Origin of the sequence: Virgisporangium ochraceum (assembly GCF_016863655.1) — a bacterium.
GTDB lineage: Bacteria > Actinomycetota > Actinomycetes > Mycobacteriales > Micromonosporaceae > Virgisporangium > Virgisporangium ochraceum.
Genome location: NZ_BOPH01000128.1, coordinates 21,527 through 37,718, shown reverse-complemented (window position 1 = coordinate 37,718; position 16,192 = coordinate 21,527). Strand labels below are relative to the sequence as shown.

At 72.4% G+C, this 16,192-nt stretch carries 14 protein-coding genes; 7 read left to right on the top strand and 7 right to left on the bottom strand.

Translation table 11 applies throughout. The features are described 5' to 3' along the window. The first annotated feature begins 15 nt into the window (after nt 1-15). A complete protein-coding gene (locus tag Voc01_RS44555; protein WP_203933813.1) occupies nt 16-471 on the top strand; it encodes a pyridoxamine 5'-phosphate oxidase family protein in 456 nt (151 codons plus the stop codon). Between the two features lie 23 nt (nt 472-494). Here Voc01_RS44555 and Voc01_RS44550 read toward each other — a convergent pair whose 3' ends face one another. Beyond that, complete coding sequence (locus Voc01_RS44550) at nt 495-1,271, bottom strand: 5'-methylthioadenosine/S-adenosylhomocysteine nucleosidase family protein (RefSeq protein WP_203933812.1); 777 nt, start codon at nt 1,269-1,271, stop codon at nt 495-497. Between the two features lie 299 nt (nt 1,272-1,570). On the opposite strand from Voc01_RS44550, the gene Voc01_RS44545 reads away from it, so the two are divergent. The 3 genes from Voc01_RS44545 to Voc01_RS44535 all read left to right on the top strand — a co-directional run bounded on the left by Voc01_RS44545 (nt 1,571) and on the right by Voc01_RS44535 (nt 4,120). Further along, nucleotides 1,571-1,825: a hypothetical protein gene (locus Voc01_RS44545; protein ID WP_239160932.1), complete on the top strand. Its 255-nt coding sequence runs from the start codon at nt 1,571-1,573 to the stop codon at nt 1,823-1,825. Nucleotides 1,826-1,851: 26 nt separating this feature from the next. Next, nucleotides 1,852-2,739, top strand: coding sequence for a helix-turn-helix domain-containing protein (locus Voc01_RS44540; protein WP_275423817.1), 888 nt, complete (start codon nt 1,852-1,854; stop codon nt 2,737-2,739). A gap of 136 nt (nt 2,740-2,875) precedes the next feature. Beyond that, the gene (locus Voc01_RS44535) at nt 2,876-4,120 is read left to right on the top strand and encodes a trypsin-like serine peptidase (protein ID WP_239160931.1); all 1,245 of its coding nucleotides are present in this window, start codon (nt 2,876-2,878) and stop codon (nt 4,118-4,120) included. 60 nt (nt 4,121-4,180) lie between these two features. Here Voc01_RS44535 and Voc01_RS44530 read toward each other — a convergent pair whose 3' ends face one another. Beyond that, nucleotides 4,181-6,712, bottom strand: coding sequence for a glycoside hydrolase family 2 protein (locus tag Voc01_RS44530; protein WP_203933810.1), 2,532 nt, complete (start codon nt 6,710-6,712; stop codon nt 4,181-4,183). 59 nt (nt 6,713-6,771) lie between these two features. Between Voc01_RS44530 and Voc01_RS44525 the strand changes: the two genes are divergently transcribed. Beyond that, on the top strand, nt 6,772-7,419 hold the full coding sequence (locus tag Voc01_RS44525) for a TetR/AcrR family transcriptional regulator (RefSeq protein ID WP_203933809.1): 648 nt from the start codon (nt 6,772-6,774) through the stop codon (nt 7,417-7,419). On the opposite strand, the gene Voc01_RS44520 is transcribed toward Voc01_RS44525, so the two are convergent. Next, the gene (locus tag Voc01_RS44520; protein WP_203933808.1) at nt 7,374-8,048 is read right to left on the bottom strand and encodes a peptide chain release factor-like protein; all 675 of its coding nucleotides are present in this window, start codon (nt 8,046-8,048) and stop codon (nt 7,374-7,376) included. The genes Voc01_RS44525 and Voc01_RS44520 overlap by 46 nt on opposite strands. A gap of 287 nt (nt 8,049-8,335) precedes the next feature. On the opposite strand from Voc01_RS44520, the gene Voc01_RS44515 reads away from it, so the two are divergent. After that, the gene (locus Voc01_RS44515) at nt 8,336-8,926 is read left to right on the top strand and encodes a class I SAM-dependent methyltransferase (protein WP_203933807.1); all 591 of its coding nucleotides are present in this window, start codon (nt 8,336-8,338) and stop codon (nt 8,924-8,926) included. 161 nt (nt 8,927-9,087) lie between these two features. Here Voc01_RS44515 and sigJ read toward each other — a convergent pair whose 3' ends face one another. Continuing rightward, complete coding sequence (sigJ, locus tag Voc01_RS44510; protein WP_239160930.1) at nt 9,088-9,945, bottom strand: RNA polymerase sigma factor SigJ; 858 nt, start codon at nt 9,943-9,945, stop codon at nt 9,088-9,090. A 71-nt stretch (nt 9,946-10,016) separates the two neighbouring features. Here sigJ and wrbA point away from each other — a divergent pair, with 71 nt between their 5' ends. Next, nucleotides 10,017-10,658, top strand: a complete 642-nt coding sequence (gene wrbA, locus Voc01_RS44505; protein WP_203933806.1) for an NAD(P)H:quinone oxidoreductase — start codon at nt 10,017-10,019, stop codon at nt 10,656-10,658. A 364-nt stretch (nt 10,659-11,022) separates the two neighbouring features. On the opposite strand, the gene Voc01_RS44500 is transcribed toward wrbA, so the two are convergent. The 3 genes from Voc01_RS44500 to Voc01_RS44490 form a co-directional block, all read right to left on the bottom strand. Further along, entirely contained in the window at nt 11,023-13,515 is a 2,493-nt protein-coding gene (locus Voc01_RS44500; protein WP_203933805.1) for a hypothetical protein, read from the bottom strand. Then, a complete protein-coding gene (locus tag Voc01_RS44495) occupies nt 13,512-15,215 on the bottom strand; it encodes an Hsp70 family protein (RefSeq protein ID WP_203933804.1) in 1,704 nt (567 codons plus the stop codon). Before Voc01_RS44495 ends, Voc01_RS44500 begins: the two co-directional genes overlap by 4 nt. A gap of 332 nt (nt 15,216-15,547) precedes the next feature. Next, the gene (locus Voc01_RS44490; RefSeq protein ID WP_203933803.1) at nt 15,548-16,165 is read right to left on the bottom strand and encodes a hypothetical protein; all 618 of its coding nucleotides are present in this window, start codon (nt 16,163-16,165) and stop codon (nt 15,548-15,550) included. Nucleotides 16,166-16,192: the final 27 nt, after the last annotated feature.

Here is a 16,192-nt window from a genome sequence, read left to right as displayed (position 1 = left end):
TGGAATCATCGGCGCATGACGGCGTGGCGGGACTTCGAAGCGGCGGAACCCGAGTTCGCGGCGCGCGTCCGCGCGCTGTTCGAGGCCCACCGGCACAAGACGCTGGCCACCCTGCGGGCCGACGGCTCGCCCCGGATCTCCGGCATCGAGACGGTCTTCGAGGACGGCGAGCTCGTCTTCGGCTCGATGCCCGCCGCGCGCAAGGGCGCCGACCTCCGCCGCGACCCGCGGTTCGCGCTGCACAGCTCCACCGTCGACCCGGCCGAGGGCGGCGAGGCCGACTGGCCGGGTGAGGCGAAGATCGCCGGCCGCGCTGTCGCCGCCGGGCCGACCACGGCAGGCCCGGAGGGCGACCGCTTCCACGCCGACATCACCGAGGTCGTGCACACGCACCTGAACGAGAAGGCCACCATGCTCGTCGTCGACTGGTGGACACCCACCCACGGCCTGCGCACCGTCGAACGCGCGTAGCAACGGGGGCCACGCGCGGTCGGCTAGGGAGCGTGGTCGTGGACGAGGTGGCTCGCCAGCGCGACCGCGAACTCCGCCGCGTTGCGCGCGGCGACGCGCTGCCAGCCCGACCGGTCCGCCGACCGCTTCCCGCCGTTGGCGTGGTCGCTGATCCCGCGGATGCTCAGCACCGGCAGCGAATGGTTGAGGTGACCGGCGAGCGCGGCTCCGCCACTCTCCATGTCGATGGCGACGGCGTCGTTGTAGTGGCGCCGGATCAGCTCGACTACAGGGCCCGCCAGTGAGTCGAGGAGGACCTCGCCGGCGGCGACGGGCTTCAGGTGCACGGCCGGAGCCTCGTCGGTCCAGCTCATGGTCTGCGCGATGTAGCCGGCGAGCTGCTCCAGCTCGTGCGGGGCGTTCCAGGTCTGCGGCCGGGCGAGGAAGCCGTCGCGGTCGTCCTTGCCACCGTGGAACGCGTACACCTTGGTCGCCACCACGACGTCGCCGAGGTCGATCTCGTCGTTGAGCGCACCGGCGACGCCGACGAACAGGAGCGCCTGCGGCTGGAACATGGCGATCGCACGCTCGGCGATCAACGCGCTGGCGGTGTTGCCCTGCCCGGTCCTGACCATGGCGACCCGGCAGCCGCCGCCGTTCAGCCGGCCGACCTCGAACAGGGTGCCGCCGGCGTGCTGGCACGGTTCGGGCGCCGTGACCAGGTCGCGGACGGCCTGGTACTCCAGTCCGAGTGCGGTGAGAAAGGCGACCTCCGCGGATGGAACCTCGATCCGGCTCTGTTTTCGGGCCGTCGGCATCATGGTGAACCCCCCTTGGCTCCACCGTCGGTCGGGCGGTGTCCCCCTGCCGCCTCATCAATTCGACCGGCGTGGAATTCACTATCCGTGATCATCATTCACGGTGAAATGCATCATTCAGATGGAGCCAATTCTTCGCAAAGAGGGACGGACCGCCACCTCGCATACTGCCAATGTTCTCCCTGCCAGGTGTCGCCGTGGTTCTGGTGTGCGGTCATCCGACAGAAGTCGCGGGGTCACCTTTCTGTTTCGTAAATCGCGGTTGGCGCACGCGCATTCGCCCGTTTGTGAATAATCGCGCGATGAGCGATTACGCTGACACCCATGAGGATCTCGAGCCCGGCTCACCGCGAGGGTCGGAACTCGGTCTCCGAATGCTTGCGAAGGCATGTGCGAACTCCGGATGCCCGACCATTTACGAAAGTGATCGCGGAACGTTGGTTGTCCAGGGCTATGCCGTCTCCGCCGCGCAGGCGGGTATCGACCTGCCGGACGGTGAACTGCTCGTAGAGATCCCGGTCGATCTGCTGAGTCAGGTCGCCAAAGCCGTCAACTGACCACGTGATCCGCGCCGGAGGAGGCGATGTCCGTGGAAAACCCCGACACTTCCTCCGGCACGGACGGGCCGGTCGGCCGCATTCTGGCGACGATGCGCCGCTCGAGAAAGCTCAGCGGGGCGGAACTCGCCAAGCGGGTCGGCATGAGCCAGCCGAAGATCTCCCGTCTCGAGAACGGGGTGGGCTTTCCCGACCCGGAGGACGTCGGCCGGATCGCCCGGGAGCTGGGCGCGGAGGACGATGAGATCCGCCGGCTCGTGGAGCTCGCCGAACGGGCGCACAACCGGATGACGGACTGGCGACCGTTTCCCACTCCGCTGGCGAGCAAGCAGCGGGGCGTGGCCCACTGGGAGTCCGACGCCGCGACGCTGCGACAGTTCGAACCGGCCGTGATCTGCGGGCTCCTGCAGACAAGTGGCTACGCGCGCGCGGTGTTGTCGACCTTTCAGGAACTCATTCTGCTCGACGCCGAACCCGCGGCCGGCCCGTCGGTGGCAGAGGCTGTCTCGGCCCGGATGCGGCGCCAGGAGGTGCTCGCCGACGAGGGCAAGTCGTTCCGGTTCATCCTGTCGGAGACGGCGTTGGGTAACCGGATCTGTCCCTCCGACGAGATGCCGTCCCAGATCCACCGGCTGCGTCAGGTCGCCCGGCAGGACAATGTGTCTCTGGCGATCATTCCCGCGGATGCGTTGTGGCGTGTTCCGCCGATGCACGGCTTCCAGCTCTTCGACGAGAAGACCGTGACGGTCGACCTGTTCAACACCGGCCTCGAGTCGCACGGCAGGGCCGACGCGCGCATGTACCGGCAGGTCTTCGACTGGCTCGCCGATCAGGCGGTGCACGACATCGACCCGATTCTCGATCGGTACCTCGACCGTTACGTCGATCTTCTACGGGCTCCCGGCCGCGGCTGAGTTTCCCCTGACCCGGGACGGCGGGACGCCGTTCCGGACCGGTCATACCGCCCGGCCCAGTGATTGATTGATGTGAATATCTAGACCTCCCGCCGCTTTACCGTGTTGCCATTCCACGAGAAAGCGGGAGGCGACCGTGCACCCCACCCACCGACGGCTGCTCCGATCAGCGGCCGCGACGGCGCTCGCGGCCATGCTCGCGGTGCCCCTCGGCGCCGCGAACGCGACAGCGGCACCACCCCTGGAGGCCGACACCGGTCGGGCCCTGGTCGACGAGTCGGACTTCCGCGGTGCCCCGGCCGGCGAGGAGCTGACCACCGCCCTGACGCTCAGCTACCGCCGGCCGAAGGTCGAGGTCACCCACCCCGGCGCGACGTACGTCAAGGTGCACTTCGCCTCGCTGCGGCTCGCGCCCGGCGACCACGTGACCGTCTCCGACCCGACCGGCCGCGAGGTGCACACGTACTCGGCCGACCCGACGCGGACGGTGGCCGGCGCCGCCGACAGCGGGTACACCGTCCACCGCAGCAGCGGCTTCGCCGCGATGTCGGTCGACGGCCAGACCGCGGTCGTGACGCTGCACCGGGCCTCGACGAACACGGCGTCGGCGGCCAGCCTGGACCGGCGCGGGTTCGGCGCCCGCATCGACCGGTTCTGGCGCGGCTTCACCGAGGCCGAGGTCGCCGACCGGACCATCGTCACCACCGCGGTCTGCGGCACCGACGCCCGCCGCGACGTGGTCTGCTACCGCACCAGCCACCCGACCGAGTTCGCCCGCTCGAACGCCGTGGCCCGCCTGCTGCGCAACGGCAGCGGCTTCTGCACCGCCTGGCGGGTCGGACGCACGAACCGCGCGCTGACCAACAACCACTGCGTCGCGACGGCCGCCGCCGTGCAGTCGATGGAGGTGCAGTTCGCGTACGAGTGCGCCACCTGCGGCGGCAACAACCCGGGCGCGGGCGTCAAGGTGAGCGGTGCCCAGCTGCTGCGCACCAACGCCTCGCTGGACTACACCCTGTTCTCGGTGAACAACTTCGCCACGATCGAGCGCTTCGGCACGCTGTTCCTCGACGTGCGCGCCGCAGTGACCGGTGAGCGGATCTACATCCCGGGCCACGGTGACGCCCGGCCGAAGCGACTGTCCATCTTCGACAGTGCGCAGAGCGCGCCGTTCTGCACGGTCGCGAACCCGAACCGCGGCGTCAACATCGCCTACAACTGCGACACCTCCGGCGGCAACTCCGGGTCGCCGGTGCTGGCCGGGTCGTCGCACCGCGTGATCGCCCTGCACCACCTGGGCTCCTGCCCGAACAACAACCAGGGCGTGAAGATCAACCTGATCTACCCGGAGATCAGCTCGATGATCGACAACTCCGGTTGACACCCGGCCGAAGGAGACCACCGGCGGCGGCCCACCCCTCGCGGGCCGCCGCCGGTCCCATCAGGGGGTTCCGTAGGCGCGCACGGTGATGGTCCCCGGGTCGAAGTCCTTCGGGAGGTTGTCCAGGACCACGGTCGCCCGCCCGCCGGGGCGCAGGTCGACGTAGTTGTCGCTGTAGCGGACGCCGGGAGCGGCGGTCACGCGGGCCTGGTAGGTCAGCGTGGCCGCATCGATGGTGACGGTCGCCGTGGTCGGGTCGAACGTCCACCGTGGAGCCTCCCGGCTCAGGCGCAGGTCCTTCACCTCGCCGCCGAAGAGGCGGTTGCGGGGGAAGGCGTCGTCGGTGCTGTGGACCCACACCCAGTGACCGGTGGGCAGCCGCTCCGAACGTGCCCACACCGACCTCGACTCGCCGGCCGCCAGCGTCACGGGAACGTCCAGTGTGGACAGTTCCGTGCCGTCGGCGTCGGTGAACGTGACGACCGCGGTGGTCGACACCGGCCGCGGAGTGCTGTTGCTGACCCACAGCTCCAGCGCGGCGGCGGTCTCCGCGAACGTCGCCACCACCGGGGCGAACGTGCGGCGCAGCGCGAAGAAGCTGGCCTTCGGGACGGCGTCGTAGTCGACGACCGACCAGCTGAAGCCCGGCCACACGTCGTTGAACTGCCACACGAGCGTGCCGCCGCAGTGCGGCTGCCGACGGCGGTAGTGCTCGATGCCGAACTTGAGCCCCTCTGCCTGCGCGGCCATCGTGACGTCGACGTACTCCCGCATCGTCGTGGGCAGGCCGGTGACGATCTCGAGGACCGCGTCGCCCTTGTTCTTCGGGTTGTCCTTGTTGTGGGCGTCGAACGATCCACTGTGGATCGACAGCGACTCCGCCGGGATCCAGCGCTCCAGTGTGGACAGTTCCGGCGACGCGTGGATGCCGAACTCGCTGATGAACTTGCCGCGGTCGTTGGCGTACCTACGGTGGTGACGCGCCTGGCCGGGATCGGTGTACGGACCGCCGCCCGCGCCGAAGTCGAACCCGTGCCAGACCTCCCACGCGTGCCGGTCGCCGTCGCGCACGCCGTTGGCCGCCATCCAGCCCTCCGCCGGGTCCTCGCCCCACGGGCTGCCCGGCCAGTACGGCACGCCGCCGTCGTGGCGGGCGACCGCCTCCGGCAGGATCCGATGGAAGAAGTGCCAGCCCCAGTCGCCCTCGTCGTAGCCCTGGTAGGCGAAGCCGTGCACCATCTGGACCTCGTTGTTGCCGCACCACAACGCCATGCTGGCCCGGTTGCGCAGCCGCCGCACCTGGTACGCGGCCTCCAGGGTGACCTCGCGTTGCAGGTCGGGATCGGCGCTCGGGTAGTCGATGCAGGCGAACATGAAGTCGTGCCAGACGAGGATGCCGAGCTCGTCGGTCACCGCGTAGAAGGCGTCGTGCTCGTAGACGCCGCCGCCCCAGATCCGCAGCATCGTCATGTTGCCGGCGCGGGCGAGGCCGATCAGCTCGCGGTAGCGCGCCTCGTCGACCGACCCGACGAGCATGTCGGCCGGGATCCAGTTGGCGCCGCGGGCGAACACCGGAACCCCGTTGAGGAGGAAGCGGAAGTACCGGCCGCCCTCCGGGTCGGGTGACCGGTCGAGCGCGATCGTGCGCAGCCCCACCCGGTCGGTGCGGCGGTCGAGGACCCGGCCGTCCACGTCGGACAGTTCGATGTGGACGTCGTAGAGCGTCGGTGTCCCGAGGTCGTGCGTCCACCACAGCTCGGCGTCGTCGACGCGCAGGGCCGCGCTCCCGCGGGTCCCGTCGATCGGGACCGTGACCGCCTGCGACCCGCCGGCCGGGCCGGCCAGGGTGACCCGCGCGGACAGGCCCTCGACCGGGCCAAACGCGTCGACCTCGACCGCGACGGTGAGCTCGGCCGCGGTGCCGTCGAGCGCGTCGGTGCGCACGTGGTGACCGGTGATCGCGGCGCCCCGCTCGCGCACCAGCTCGACCGGCCGCCAGATGCCGACCGACGGGACGCGCGGGCCGAAGTCCCAGCCCCAGGAGAACGTCGCCTTGCGGCGGAGCGTGGCGAGCGGCAGCTCGGTGGGCAGCCCCACCTCGGCCTCGTCGCCGTCGCCGGGCGCGGTGGCGAAAAGCGTCGCGATGCGCTCGTTCAACGCGACCGCGGCCGCCGGCGCGGTGAGACCCGCGAGCGGCGGCCGGAACCGGACGAGGACCTCGTTGCCGTCGGCCAGCAGGGACGTCACGTCGACCTCGAACGGGCGGAACATGTTCTCGTGGTGGCCGAGGTGCGTGCCGTTGAGCCACACGTCGGCGACCGTGTCGAGGCCGTGGAAGACCAGCCGCACGCGCTCGTCGTCGGCGAGCGCGCCGGGGCCGTCGAACCCGGCGCGGTACCACCAGTCACGCTCCTCGATCCAGCGGACCGACTCCTCGTTGCGGTCGTGGTAGGGGTGCTCGATGCGCCCGGCGGCGAGCAGCGACTCGTGCACGCCGCCGGGCACGACGGCCGGGATCCAGTCGGCGTCGCCGAGGTCGTCCGGCTGGCTGCCGGTGGGCGCCTCGGCCAGCGCGAAGGTGCTGATGGTCATGTCGGGACCATAACCCAAGTTGGTAGTGACTACCAGGTTTCTCCGGTAGGGTTCCGGAGGTGGGACTCCGTGAGCAGAACGCCCGCCGCGCCCGGGTCACGATCGCCGACGCGGCCCTGGACCTGTTCGACCGGCAGGGCTACGAGGCCACCACGATGGAGCAGATCGCCGCGGCCGCCGACGTCGGAACCTCGACGCTGTACCGGTACTTCCCGACCAAGGACAGCACGCTGCTGCGGCACCCCGCGTTCGACGCCCGCACGCTGTCCGACCACCTCGCGGCGCGGCCCGACGGCGAACCCGTCGAGGAGGCGCTCGGCCACGCCCTGGCCGGCTGGCTCGCCGACCTCGACGGGCAACTCGACACGGTCGCCCGGGTCCGGCTGCAGATCGACCGCAACCCGAACGTCCGAGCCCGCGTGTGGGACGTCTGGTACCGCCAGCGGACCATCCTCGAACAGGCGCTCGCCGAGCGGCTCGGCGTCGACCCCGACGCGCTGCACGTCCGGGTGGCCGCGCAGACGGTGCTGATGGTCGCGCAGCTGGCCCTGGACCAGGCCCGCTCGACGGTCGACCCCGAGCCGCTCACCGTTCACGCCGAACGCGTGGTCGCGTTGCTGGCCGACGGATCCGTGCCGCTGCCGCGGCTCACCCCGCGCAATCAGCGGAGGTCGAAGCGGCCGCGGCGGAACGCCGCCATCGGGTAGCGGGCGCCCGTCGAGTGGTCGACGACCTCGGCGCGCTGGTCGTTCCAGGTCCACTGCTTCTGGGGACGCTCACCCGTGGCGATCTGGGTGCGACGCACCCGGTTGCGGTCGGCCTCGGCGGCCTCGACCGCGGCGGCGCCCAGCCGGCGCTCCAGTTCGGCGAACGCCGCCTCGATGTTCTGCCGCTGGCTGCGTGACGCGGTGGCCACCACGACCAGCCCGGTGGGCCGGTGCGTCAGCCGCGCGCACTGCTCGGTCTTGTTGCGGTGCTGACCGCCCGGACCGGAACCGCTGTACACGTCGATGTCGACGTCGTCGCGGGACAGGCCCGGGCCGACCGTCGCGACCGCGTCGAGGACGGCGACCGTGGCGGTGGACGTGTGCCGCCGGCCGGCCCGGTCGTTACGCGGGATCCGCTGGATGCGGTGCGTACCGGTGAGGTCGTGCAGGCGCAGGCCGGCGGCGTGTCGACCGGTGACGGTCACGGTGATGGTCCGGCCGGTGCGGACGGTGGCCCGGCAGCCGTGGCGGCGGGCGTGAGCGGAGACGGCATCGGTGAGCTCGGTGGCGAACGCGACGGCGTCGTCGCCGCCCTCACCCGGCCGGATCTCGACAACCACTGTGGACATGACGAAGGAGCCCTTTCGCGGGACGCGGGGAAGGGCGCACGGCAGGGTGTCCGGGACGGCGACTGTGCGCGCCGCGGGCAGCGGAATGCCACCGACGGGGATGGGAACGCCGGCCCGCGACGTCAGCGACGGCCGGGGAGGTGGGGCACGGCACCCATGGCCGGCTGGGCCGGCGACGGGGAGACGGGTGCGCACCACATGCCTCCCAGTATGCATCACCGTCGCCACACCTTGCCGTTCCGGCAACAAGGTTTGCTGACAGGCTCGGCGAGAGCCAAGGTGAGCCGATGGACGCACAGTTCTGGGACGAGCGCTACGCCGGTCACCACCAGTTGTTCAGCGGGGCGCCCAACGGCGTGCTCGTCACCGAGGTGGCCGATCTGCCGCCGGGCCGGGCGCTCGACGTCGGCTGCGGCGAGGGCGCCGACACGCACTGGCTGGCCCGGCGCGGCTGGCGGGTCACGGCCGTCGACATCTCACGGGTCGCCCTGCGGCGGGCCGCCGACGCCGACCCGGACACCGCCGACCGCGTCGAGTGGGTGCTGGCGGACCTCACCGCGGCGCCGGCGCCCCGCGGCCCGTTCGACCTGGTCTCGGTCCACTACTTTCCGCTGCCGCGCCGGCGCGACCACGCCGCCGTGCGCGGCCTGATCGACGCGGTGGCGCCCGGCGGGACGCTCCTCTTCGTCGGCCACGACCTGGCCGACCTGCCGCCGCCCGCCGAGCTCGGCATCGACCCGACCGACTACTACCAGCCGCACGAGGTCGCCGGCCTGCTCGACGACGGCTGGACCGTGCTGGTGGACGAGACCCGGCCGCGGACGGCGTCGACCAACCACCACACCCACGACACCGTGCTGCGTGCCCGACGGGCCTAGGGCGTGTCCGGTGGATCTTGTCGAGCCGAGGCGAGGCTCAGACGGCGATCCGGCAAGGCGGAGCTTTGCCCGGATACCGGTGTTGTATCCGGGTGAAGCTCCAACGCCGCCGGGCGCCGTCTGAGTCCGCCGCAGGCCGGCAAGGATCCACCGGACACGCCCTACACGGTCCACGGGCGCAGCTTCTCCGGGTTGCGTACCGCCCAGATGTCGCGGATCCGCCCGCCGACGATGTCGAACGCGATCACCGTCACCGTCACTCCGTCCTGCTGGGCGACCAGCCCCGGCTGGCCGTTGACCGTCCGCTCCAGCAGCGTCAGGCCGGTGGCCCGCCCGGCGAGGTCGGCGAACACGCGCGCCACCTCCGCGCTGCCGACGACCGGCCGCAGCACCGCGGTCACCAGGCCGCCGCCGTCGCCGGTCGCGGTGACCGCGGGGTCGAGCACCGCGATCAGCGCGGCGATGTCGCGCGCCTGCCACGCCTGCTTGAACTCCCGGACGACCGCGGCGCGCTCCCGGGTCGGCGTCGGCGGCTCCCCGACGGACCGGACGCGCCGGCGGGCCGACGAGGCGAGCTGGCGGCACGCGGCCGGCGTGCGCCCGACGATCTCGGCCACGTCGGCGAACCCGTACCGGAACACGTCGTGGAGGATGAACGCGACCCGCTCGGCGGGGGTCATCGACTCCAGCATCACGAGGAACGCCATGCTCACCGACTCGTCGAGCGTCACGCGGTCGGCCGGGTCGACCGGACCCTGGTCGGGCACCGGCTCGGGGATCCACTCGCCGACGTAGCGCTCGCGCCGCACGCGGGCCGAGCCGAGCAGGTCGAGGCAGATGCGGCTGGCGACCGTCGTCAGCCAGGCACCGGGCGACGCGACCGCGTCGCGCTTCCCGGCCGGCTGGGCGTACCAGCGGGCGTAGGTCTCCTGCACGACGTCCTCGGCGTCGGCGAGGGAGCCGAGCAGCCGGTACGCCACGTTGATGAGGTGACGCCGCTCGCTCAGGATGTGGTCCACCCCCTTCCGACGATGCGGGGCACCGCGATGTCAGGCCTGACGGTACGGACCCGTACGTCGTCGTACCGGCCATGGAACCCGTGAAGGTCGCGATCATCTACTACAGCGCCACCGGCACCGTCCACGCACTCGCGCGGGCGGCCGGGGAGGGCGCCGACAAGGCCGGCGCCGAGGTGCGGCTGCGCAAGGTCAGGGAGCTGGCGCCCCGCGAGGCGATCGACGCCAGACCGGAGTGGGCGCGGCACGTCCACGACACCGCCGACGTCGCCGAGGCCACGCTCGACGACCTGGTGTGGGCCGACGCGGTGCTCTTCGGCACCCCGACCCGCTTCGGCAATCCGGCCAGCCAGCTCCGCACGTTCATGGAGGGGACCGGTGCCCTGTGGTTCCAGGGCCGGCTCGCCGACAAGGTGTACTCGGCGTTCACGGCGTCGAACACCGCGCACGGCGGGCAGGAGTCGACGATCCTGGCGCTGGGCAACACGTTCCACCACTGGGGCGGCATCATCGTGCCGCCCGGCTACACCGACCCGGTGCAGTTCCGGTCGGGCAACCCGTACGGCACCTCGCACGTCGCCGGCGACGGCCCGCCCGGCGAGGTCACGCTGGAGGCCGCACGGCACCAGGCCCGCCGCGTCGTCGAGACGGCGGCGGCCCTGAAAGCGGGCCGCCCCCGGTCCGCCCCACGTGGTGACGTCAAGATCGACGTCTGAGGAACGAACGTGAAGCGTGACTGCACTTTCGTTCCTCAAACAGCGATCTTCCCGGGTGCCGCGGGGGTGGCATGCCCGCGTGCCATCACCGATGGTGAGGACCGACGGGTCCGGCACATGGCGGGTCCGCGCTGAAGGCCGGTGGCTGGGTTCGCGCGGTTCGCGGCCACGCCCGTGGTGGGACGGGGCCGGTGACTGGGCCGCGTAGGTGGCTGGGCGGCGTGCGGCCCCGGCCGGCGGCTGGGCCGCCCTGCTTGCAGGTTGGCGCGCGGCCCCACCGGTGGGCAGGTCCGCGCCGGTGCGGGTGCCGCCCGGCCTCGCCGTTTGAGGCCGCGCGGTTGAGGGCCGCGCGGCCTCGAAGGTGTCACAGGTTCAGCGGGACGCCGTTCGTCGCCACCGCCAGGGTGCCGCCCATCCGGGTGCAGGCGAACACCATGACGTGTACGGGGCGGTCGGCCGGTAGGGCGACGCCGCCGTCGAGGGTGTAGCGGGTGTTCGTCACCTTGCGGCTTTCGGCAGCTGGGTCGCCGGCGCCCTCGGGGGAGCCGTCGGAGCGCCACACCACCATCACCTCGGTACAGCCCGGCGGCCACTCCCACTGCAGCCGGCCGTCGGCTTCGCGGAGGTCGGTGACGGGCGGCAGCTCCAGGTACCAGGCGGCGGCACCGGCCACGGCGGAGCCGTCGACCGTGAGGGCCACGTACCGGGTCGGCGCGGCCGGGCGGCGGTCGACGGCCAGGCCCGGTCCCATGCCGGGGACCAGTTCGCCGCACGCGGCGGGATCGGGAACCACCGACCCCGGGGCCGGGGGACGGCCACCGTCGGGCACCCGCCGGATCTCCACCTGGCCGGTGGCGGGCACCGGGTAGACCAGCCGCACCCGCTTGCCGTGTGGGAGGACCGACAGGGCGTCCACCGTCGGAGGCAGGGGGCCGGTCGGCGCAGCCGGGGCAGAAGGTGCGGAAGGCGCCGCTGTCCTGGTCACCGCGGGTTGTAGCGCGGGACGGCCCGGCGCGTCCGAACGGACCTCGGCCGAGACGACCCCCGCCCGCCGGGCCACGACCACGAACACCGGCGTGGGCTCGCCCGGCCGGGGCGCGGCCACCTCCAGCTCCGTACGGTGCGTGGTGCCGACCGACACCAGCCTCCCGTCGGGACCGGTCCTGTGGACGCGGTACTCGACCTGGCCCGGCGACGCCGAGGGCGTCCAGCTGATCGTCAGCCCGCCACCGGCGACGCGCGTGCGCACGTCACCCGGTGGCTGGACGCCGATCTCGTGGAGCGCCGCGATCAGGCCCGGATGGTCGGGCGCCGCGTTGAGCGCCGACAGCAGCGCCAGCTCCCGCGCCTGGCCGGGCAGCGTCGCGGCGTTCTGCAGCGCCGCGTCGGCGGCCGCTGTGCCGCGGTTGGCCTCCGCCAGGGCGTCGGCCACCGTCCGTCCGTTCGGACCGGAGACGTCGGACGCGATCGCCTGGATGCGCTCGAGGATGCCGCTCGCCTCGGTGTAGCGGCGGGCGGCCAGCGCGGCCACGGCCGCCGTCCAGCGCTGGTTGGCCTCGGCGAGTACGGCGGCGGCCTCGTCTGCGATGGCCCGGATCGGCGGCATCGTGCCGCCGGCGAGCTGCCGCGCCTCCTCGACCTTGGCCTGCGCCTCGGTGACCCGGCCGGCGCGCAGCGCGGCGCGGGCCTCGGACAGCTTGTCGTGCCAGGCCCGCGGCGACGCGGCCGGCGCGGGGGTGGTGCCGGCCGGTACGCGGTCGGGCCGGGCGAACCGGTCCGGGCGGGCCGGGGGAGGCGGCGGCGTCGACGGTGGACTGATCCGCTGGCCGACCGGCGGCTGGACCGTGCCGGGCGGCGGGGGCCGGTTGGACCCGACGGTGGGCCGGGCCGCGGTCGCCGGCTGGGGCACGGCCACACCCAGCTCGCGGGCGAGCGTCGACACCGCCTTGACGGCGCGGGCGTGGTCGAGCCCGAGGGCCTGCGCCTCGGTGACCATGTGCGCGTAGTCGTCGGAGGTCAGCTCGTCCTCGACGAGGACCGCCGCCGACACCCGGGGCCGCAGCTTCGCGGTGACGTCCTCGGCGAGCATGTCGAGGTAGGCCTCGGGGTCGCCGTCGAGGAGCAGGTTGGTGACGGCCGCGAGCAGGTCGTCGACGAGCGCCCGCCGCCGGTCGGGGCGCAGCTCCCGGTTGCGGGCGGCGTACATCTCGCGGGCGTTGGACAGCACCGGCTTCGGCGCGGTCGGGTCGAGCCCGAGCAGGTCGTACAGGCTCACGAACGCCGGCCGGCCGAGGATCCGGCCCAGCTCCTCCAGGTTCGCCTTCACCTGCCGGAAGACCGCTTCCGGGATGCCGGTCGGTTTCGGCGTCGCCGGCTCGTCCTCGATGATCCGGTGCCGCGCCATGCGCGCCTCGGCGTCGGCCTCGTCGAGACCGGCCTGCTTGGCGAACGCCAGCACACCGGCCCGCTTCGACCGGGGGATGCCGCCGAACCGTTCGACCAGCCGCTCGATGGCCGCGTCGAGGTCGTGGAAGCGCTCCTCGTCACGCGCCGACCGCGACGTGCGGGTCCGGGCCGCCAGCTGCAGCCGGGTCAGCCGCTCGCACATCGCGGTGCCGGCGTCGTCGTGCGCGGCGAGCAGCGCTGTCACCAGTCCCCGGTACTTGGGGTGGTTGCGGTTCTTCTGCCAGAACGCCCAGACGGCCTCGACCTGCGCGGTGGCCGCGTCGTCGGTGACGGAGTCGGCCTGTTCGAGCGGGATGTCGTACCACTCGAACGGGTCGCTGGCCGGCACGCCCCCGCGCGCCTCGATGGCGGCGAGGACGCGCTTGCGGTAGTCGTTCGCGTCGAACGTCATGGGTTCTTGCGCCACATGTTCGCGACCTGCGCCCGTTCCCGGGCCACCTCGGCCTGGCTCAGCGCCGCGCTCGTCTCGATCTGGATCTGCAGCGGCCGGTCGCGCATGCCCTCGTGCACAGCGCTCAGTGTCAGGATCCCGTCGAAGCCCATCGCGAGCGTGATCTCGATCTCGCTGCCGGCCGGGTAGCCGTGCGGGATCCCGGTGATCGACGCCTCGGCGATGATCTTGTTGACGAGCGGGTCGGACGACTCGACGCCGCCGCCCTGCTCGATGATGCGCACGGTGACGACGTCCTGGTTGTCGCGCACGGTGCCGAACGAACGGCGCACCGCCACCGGCAGCCGGTCGTTGCGGTGCACCAGGAAGACCGCTTCGAGGTCACCCCGGCCGATCGCCAGCACCCCGAACCCGCGCGAGCACACGTTCAGCACCTGGATCTCGACCGTGCGGCGCACCTGCTCGGGCGTCATGTCGAACGCGCTCGCGATGCGCTGGCAGGCCGCGTCGAGCGCGCCCGGCGCCGCCTGGCCCACCTCCGCGCCGTCGATGAGCTGACCGCGGGTGACCAGGTCGCGCACGACCAGCCGCTCGATCGCCTTCTTCTGCCCGTAGACGGCCGCGCCCTTGGCGACCGCGAGGTCGGGGTCGGCAAGCTGGGTGGGCACGCCCAGCTCCTCGTTGAGACGGGCGGCCACGGCCGGCATCCGGCTGGAGCCGCCGACCAGCAGCACCCGGTCGATCTTCTGCACGCCGCGCTTCTTCGCCGCGTCGATCGCCTGCCGCGTCAGCTCCATCGTGCGGTCGAGGAGGCTGCGGGTGAGGGTCTCGAACTCCTCGCGGGTCACGGTGACGTCGACCTCGCGGCCGTCGTGGGCGACCTTCACGGTGGTCGACGGGCGCCGCGTCAGGTTCCGCTTGGCGTTCTCGGCCGCGAGGATCAGCGCCTGCGAGCCGGCGCTGTCGTCGAGCGGGTCCTCGGCGTCGGGGTGCGCCTTGGTGAACGCGTGGCTGAGGTGGATCGCGAGCTTCTCGTCCCAGTCGGCGCCGCCGAGCTCGTGGTCGCCGTCGATCGACACGACCGCCACGCGCTTCTCGGCGAGCTCGACCACGGTGACGTCGAACGTGCCGCCGCCGAGGTCGTAGACGAGCGCGACCTCCTCGGTGGCGCTCCCGGCCGAGGTGTTGTCGAGCCGCGCGAACCCGTATGACAGGGCGGCCGCGATCGGCTCGCTGATGACGTCGACCACCGTGAGGCCGGCGTACTCGCCCGCGAGCTTGGTCGCCCGTCGCTCCTCGTCACCGAAGTAGGCCGGACACGTGATGACCACATCGTGGACCGGCGTCGGCGCGGCCAGGGCCGTGTCGTTCACGAGCGCCTTGAGGATCAGGCTGCTGACCGCGGGCGCCGACCACGCCTTGCCGTGGCTGACGAACCGCCAGTCACCGTCGCCCATCCTTCTCTTGACGAGCGTGCACACGTCCTCGGGCAGCGCGCGCGCCTGCACGCGCGCCGGCTCACCGGTCAGATAGTCGTTGGGCCCCACGAAAAGGACCACGCTCGGAAGCGTGGCCACCTCGTTCAGCATCGGGATGATCTCGGGCTGCCCCGACGCCCCGATTCCGGCCAGACAGCTGTACGTGGTACCGAGGTCGATGCCGTACACGGCCCCCGTCGAGTCGGTTCTACTGCGCGACATGCGCGGAACTTTAGCGTGCAGACGCGACGGCGGGTCGAACCGTGTCGTTCCCGCGACCCGGCTGAGGTCCGCGGCGTGGACCAATCGCTCATCCACGACCCGTCCGGCGACGGTCTCCTCGTGGAGGAGTTCATCCGCGGTGACGACCACGTCACCCTCGGTCTGACCGGTCTGCTCTGGACGGCGTCCGCACGGACCTGGCGCGACGCCGCCACGTTCGGCCGCGACCTGCGCACCGACCCCGCCCTGCTCGACCGCGTGACCCCGACCGACCGGGCCGGTGCCGCCGACGCCTGGTACCGGTCACGACGGAACGTTTCGCCTGATCCGCCTCAGAATTCCCGGGCGGCGTCGAACCAGCCGAGCGCGGTCGCCGTCGGCACCCCGCGCCGCTCGCCCTTGAGTGCGCGCAACTCGCCCCGCAGCCGTCTGCCGGTGGTCTCGTCGAGGTTGGCGGCGAGCACCGTCGTGAGGTGAGGCCAGGTGACCAGCGGCGGCAGGTCGGCGCCGTCGGGGCAGTAGAGGAGGCGCAGGCTCTGAAGGTCGCGGAGCCCGGCGAGGGCGGCGAGGTGGGTCGCGGCGCCGCTCACCGAGACGCGACGGAGCCCCGGGAACTGGAGGAGGCTCGCGCAGTCGAAGGGTTGCCGCAGCGGCGATACGTACACGTCGACCGAGCGGCAGGCGGCGAGTCCGGGAAACGCCGGCAGCGCGAGTGGCGCGGCGTCGCCGGCCGGCAGGGTGTCCGGATGCGCGGTGAGACCCGGGCAGCCGTCGGTCACTCCGACCGTCGGTAACGACAGGTCACCGGCGAGCGACAGGTCGACCAGCGACCGGGGGCCACGACCGGCCGGGACCGTGACGGGGTCGAACACCGTCCAGTCGATCCGGTCGTCGGGCGCGACCACCAGGTCGGCGCCGCTGCCGGGACCGCCGAGGTGCACGCGTCCCACGCCCCGCCGCCCGGCGGTGACAGACTC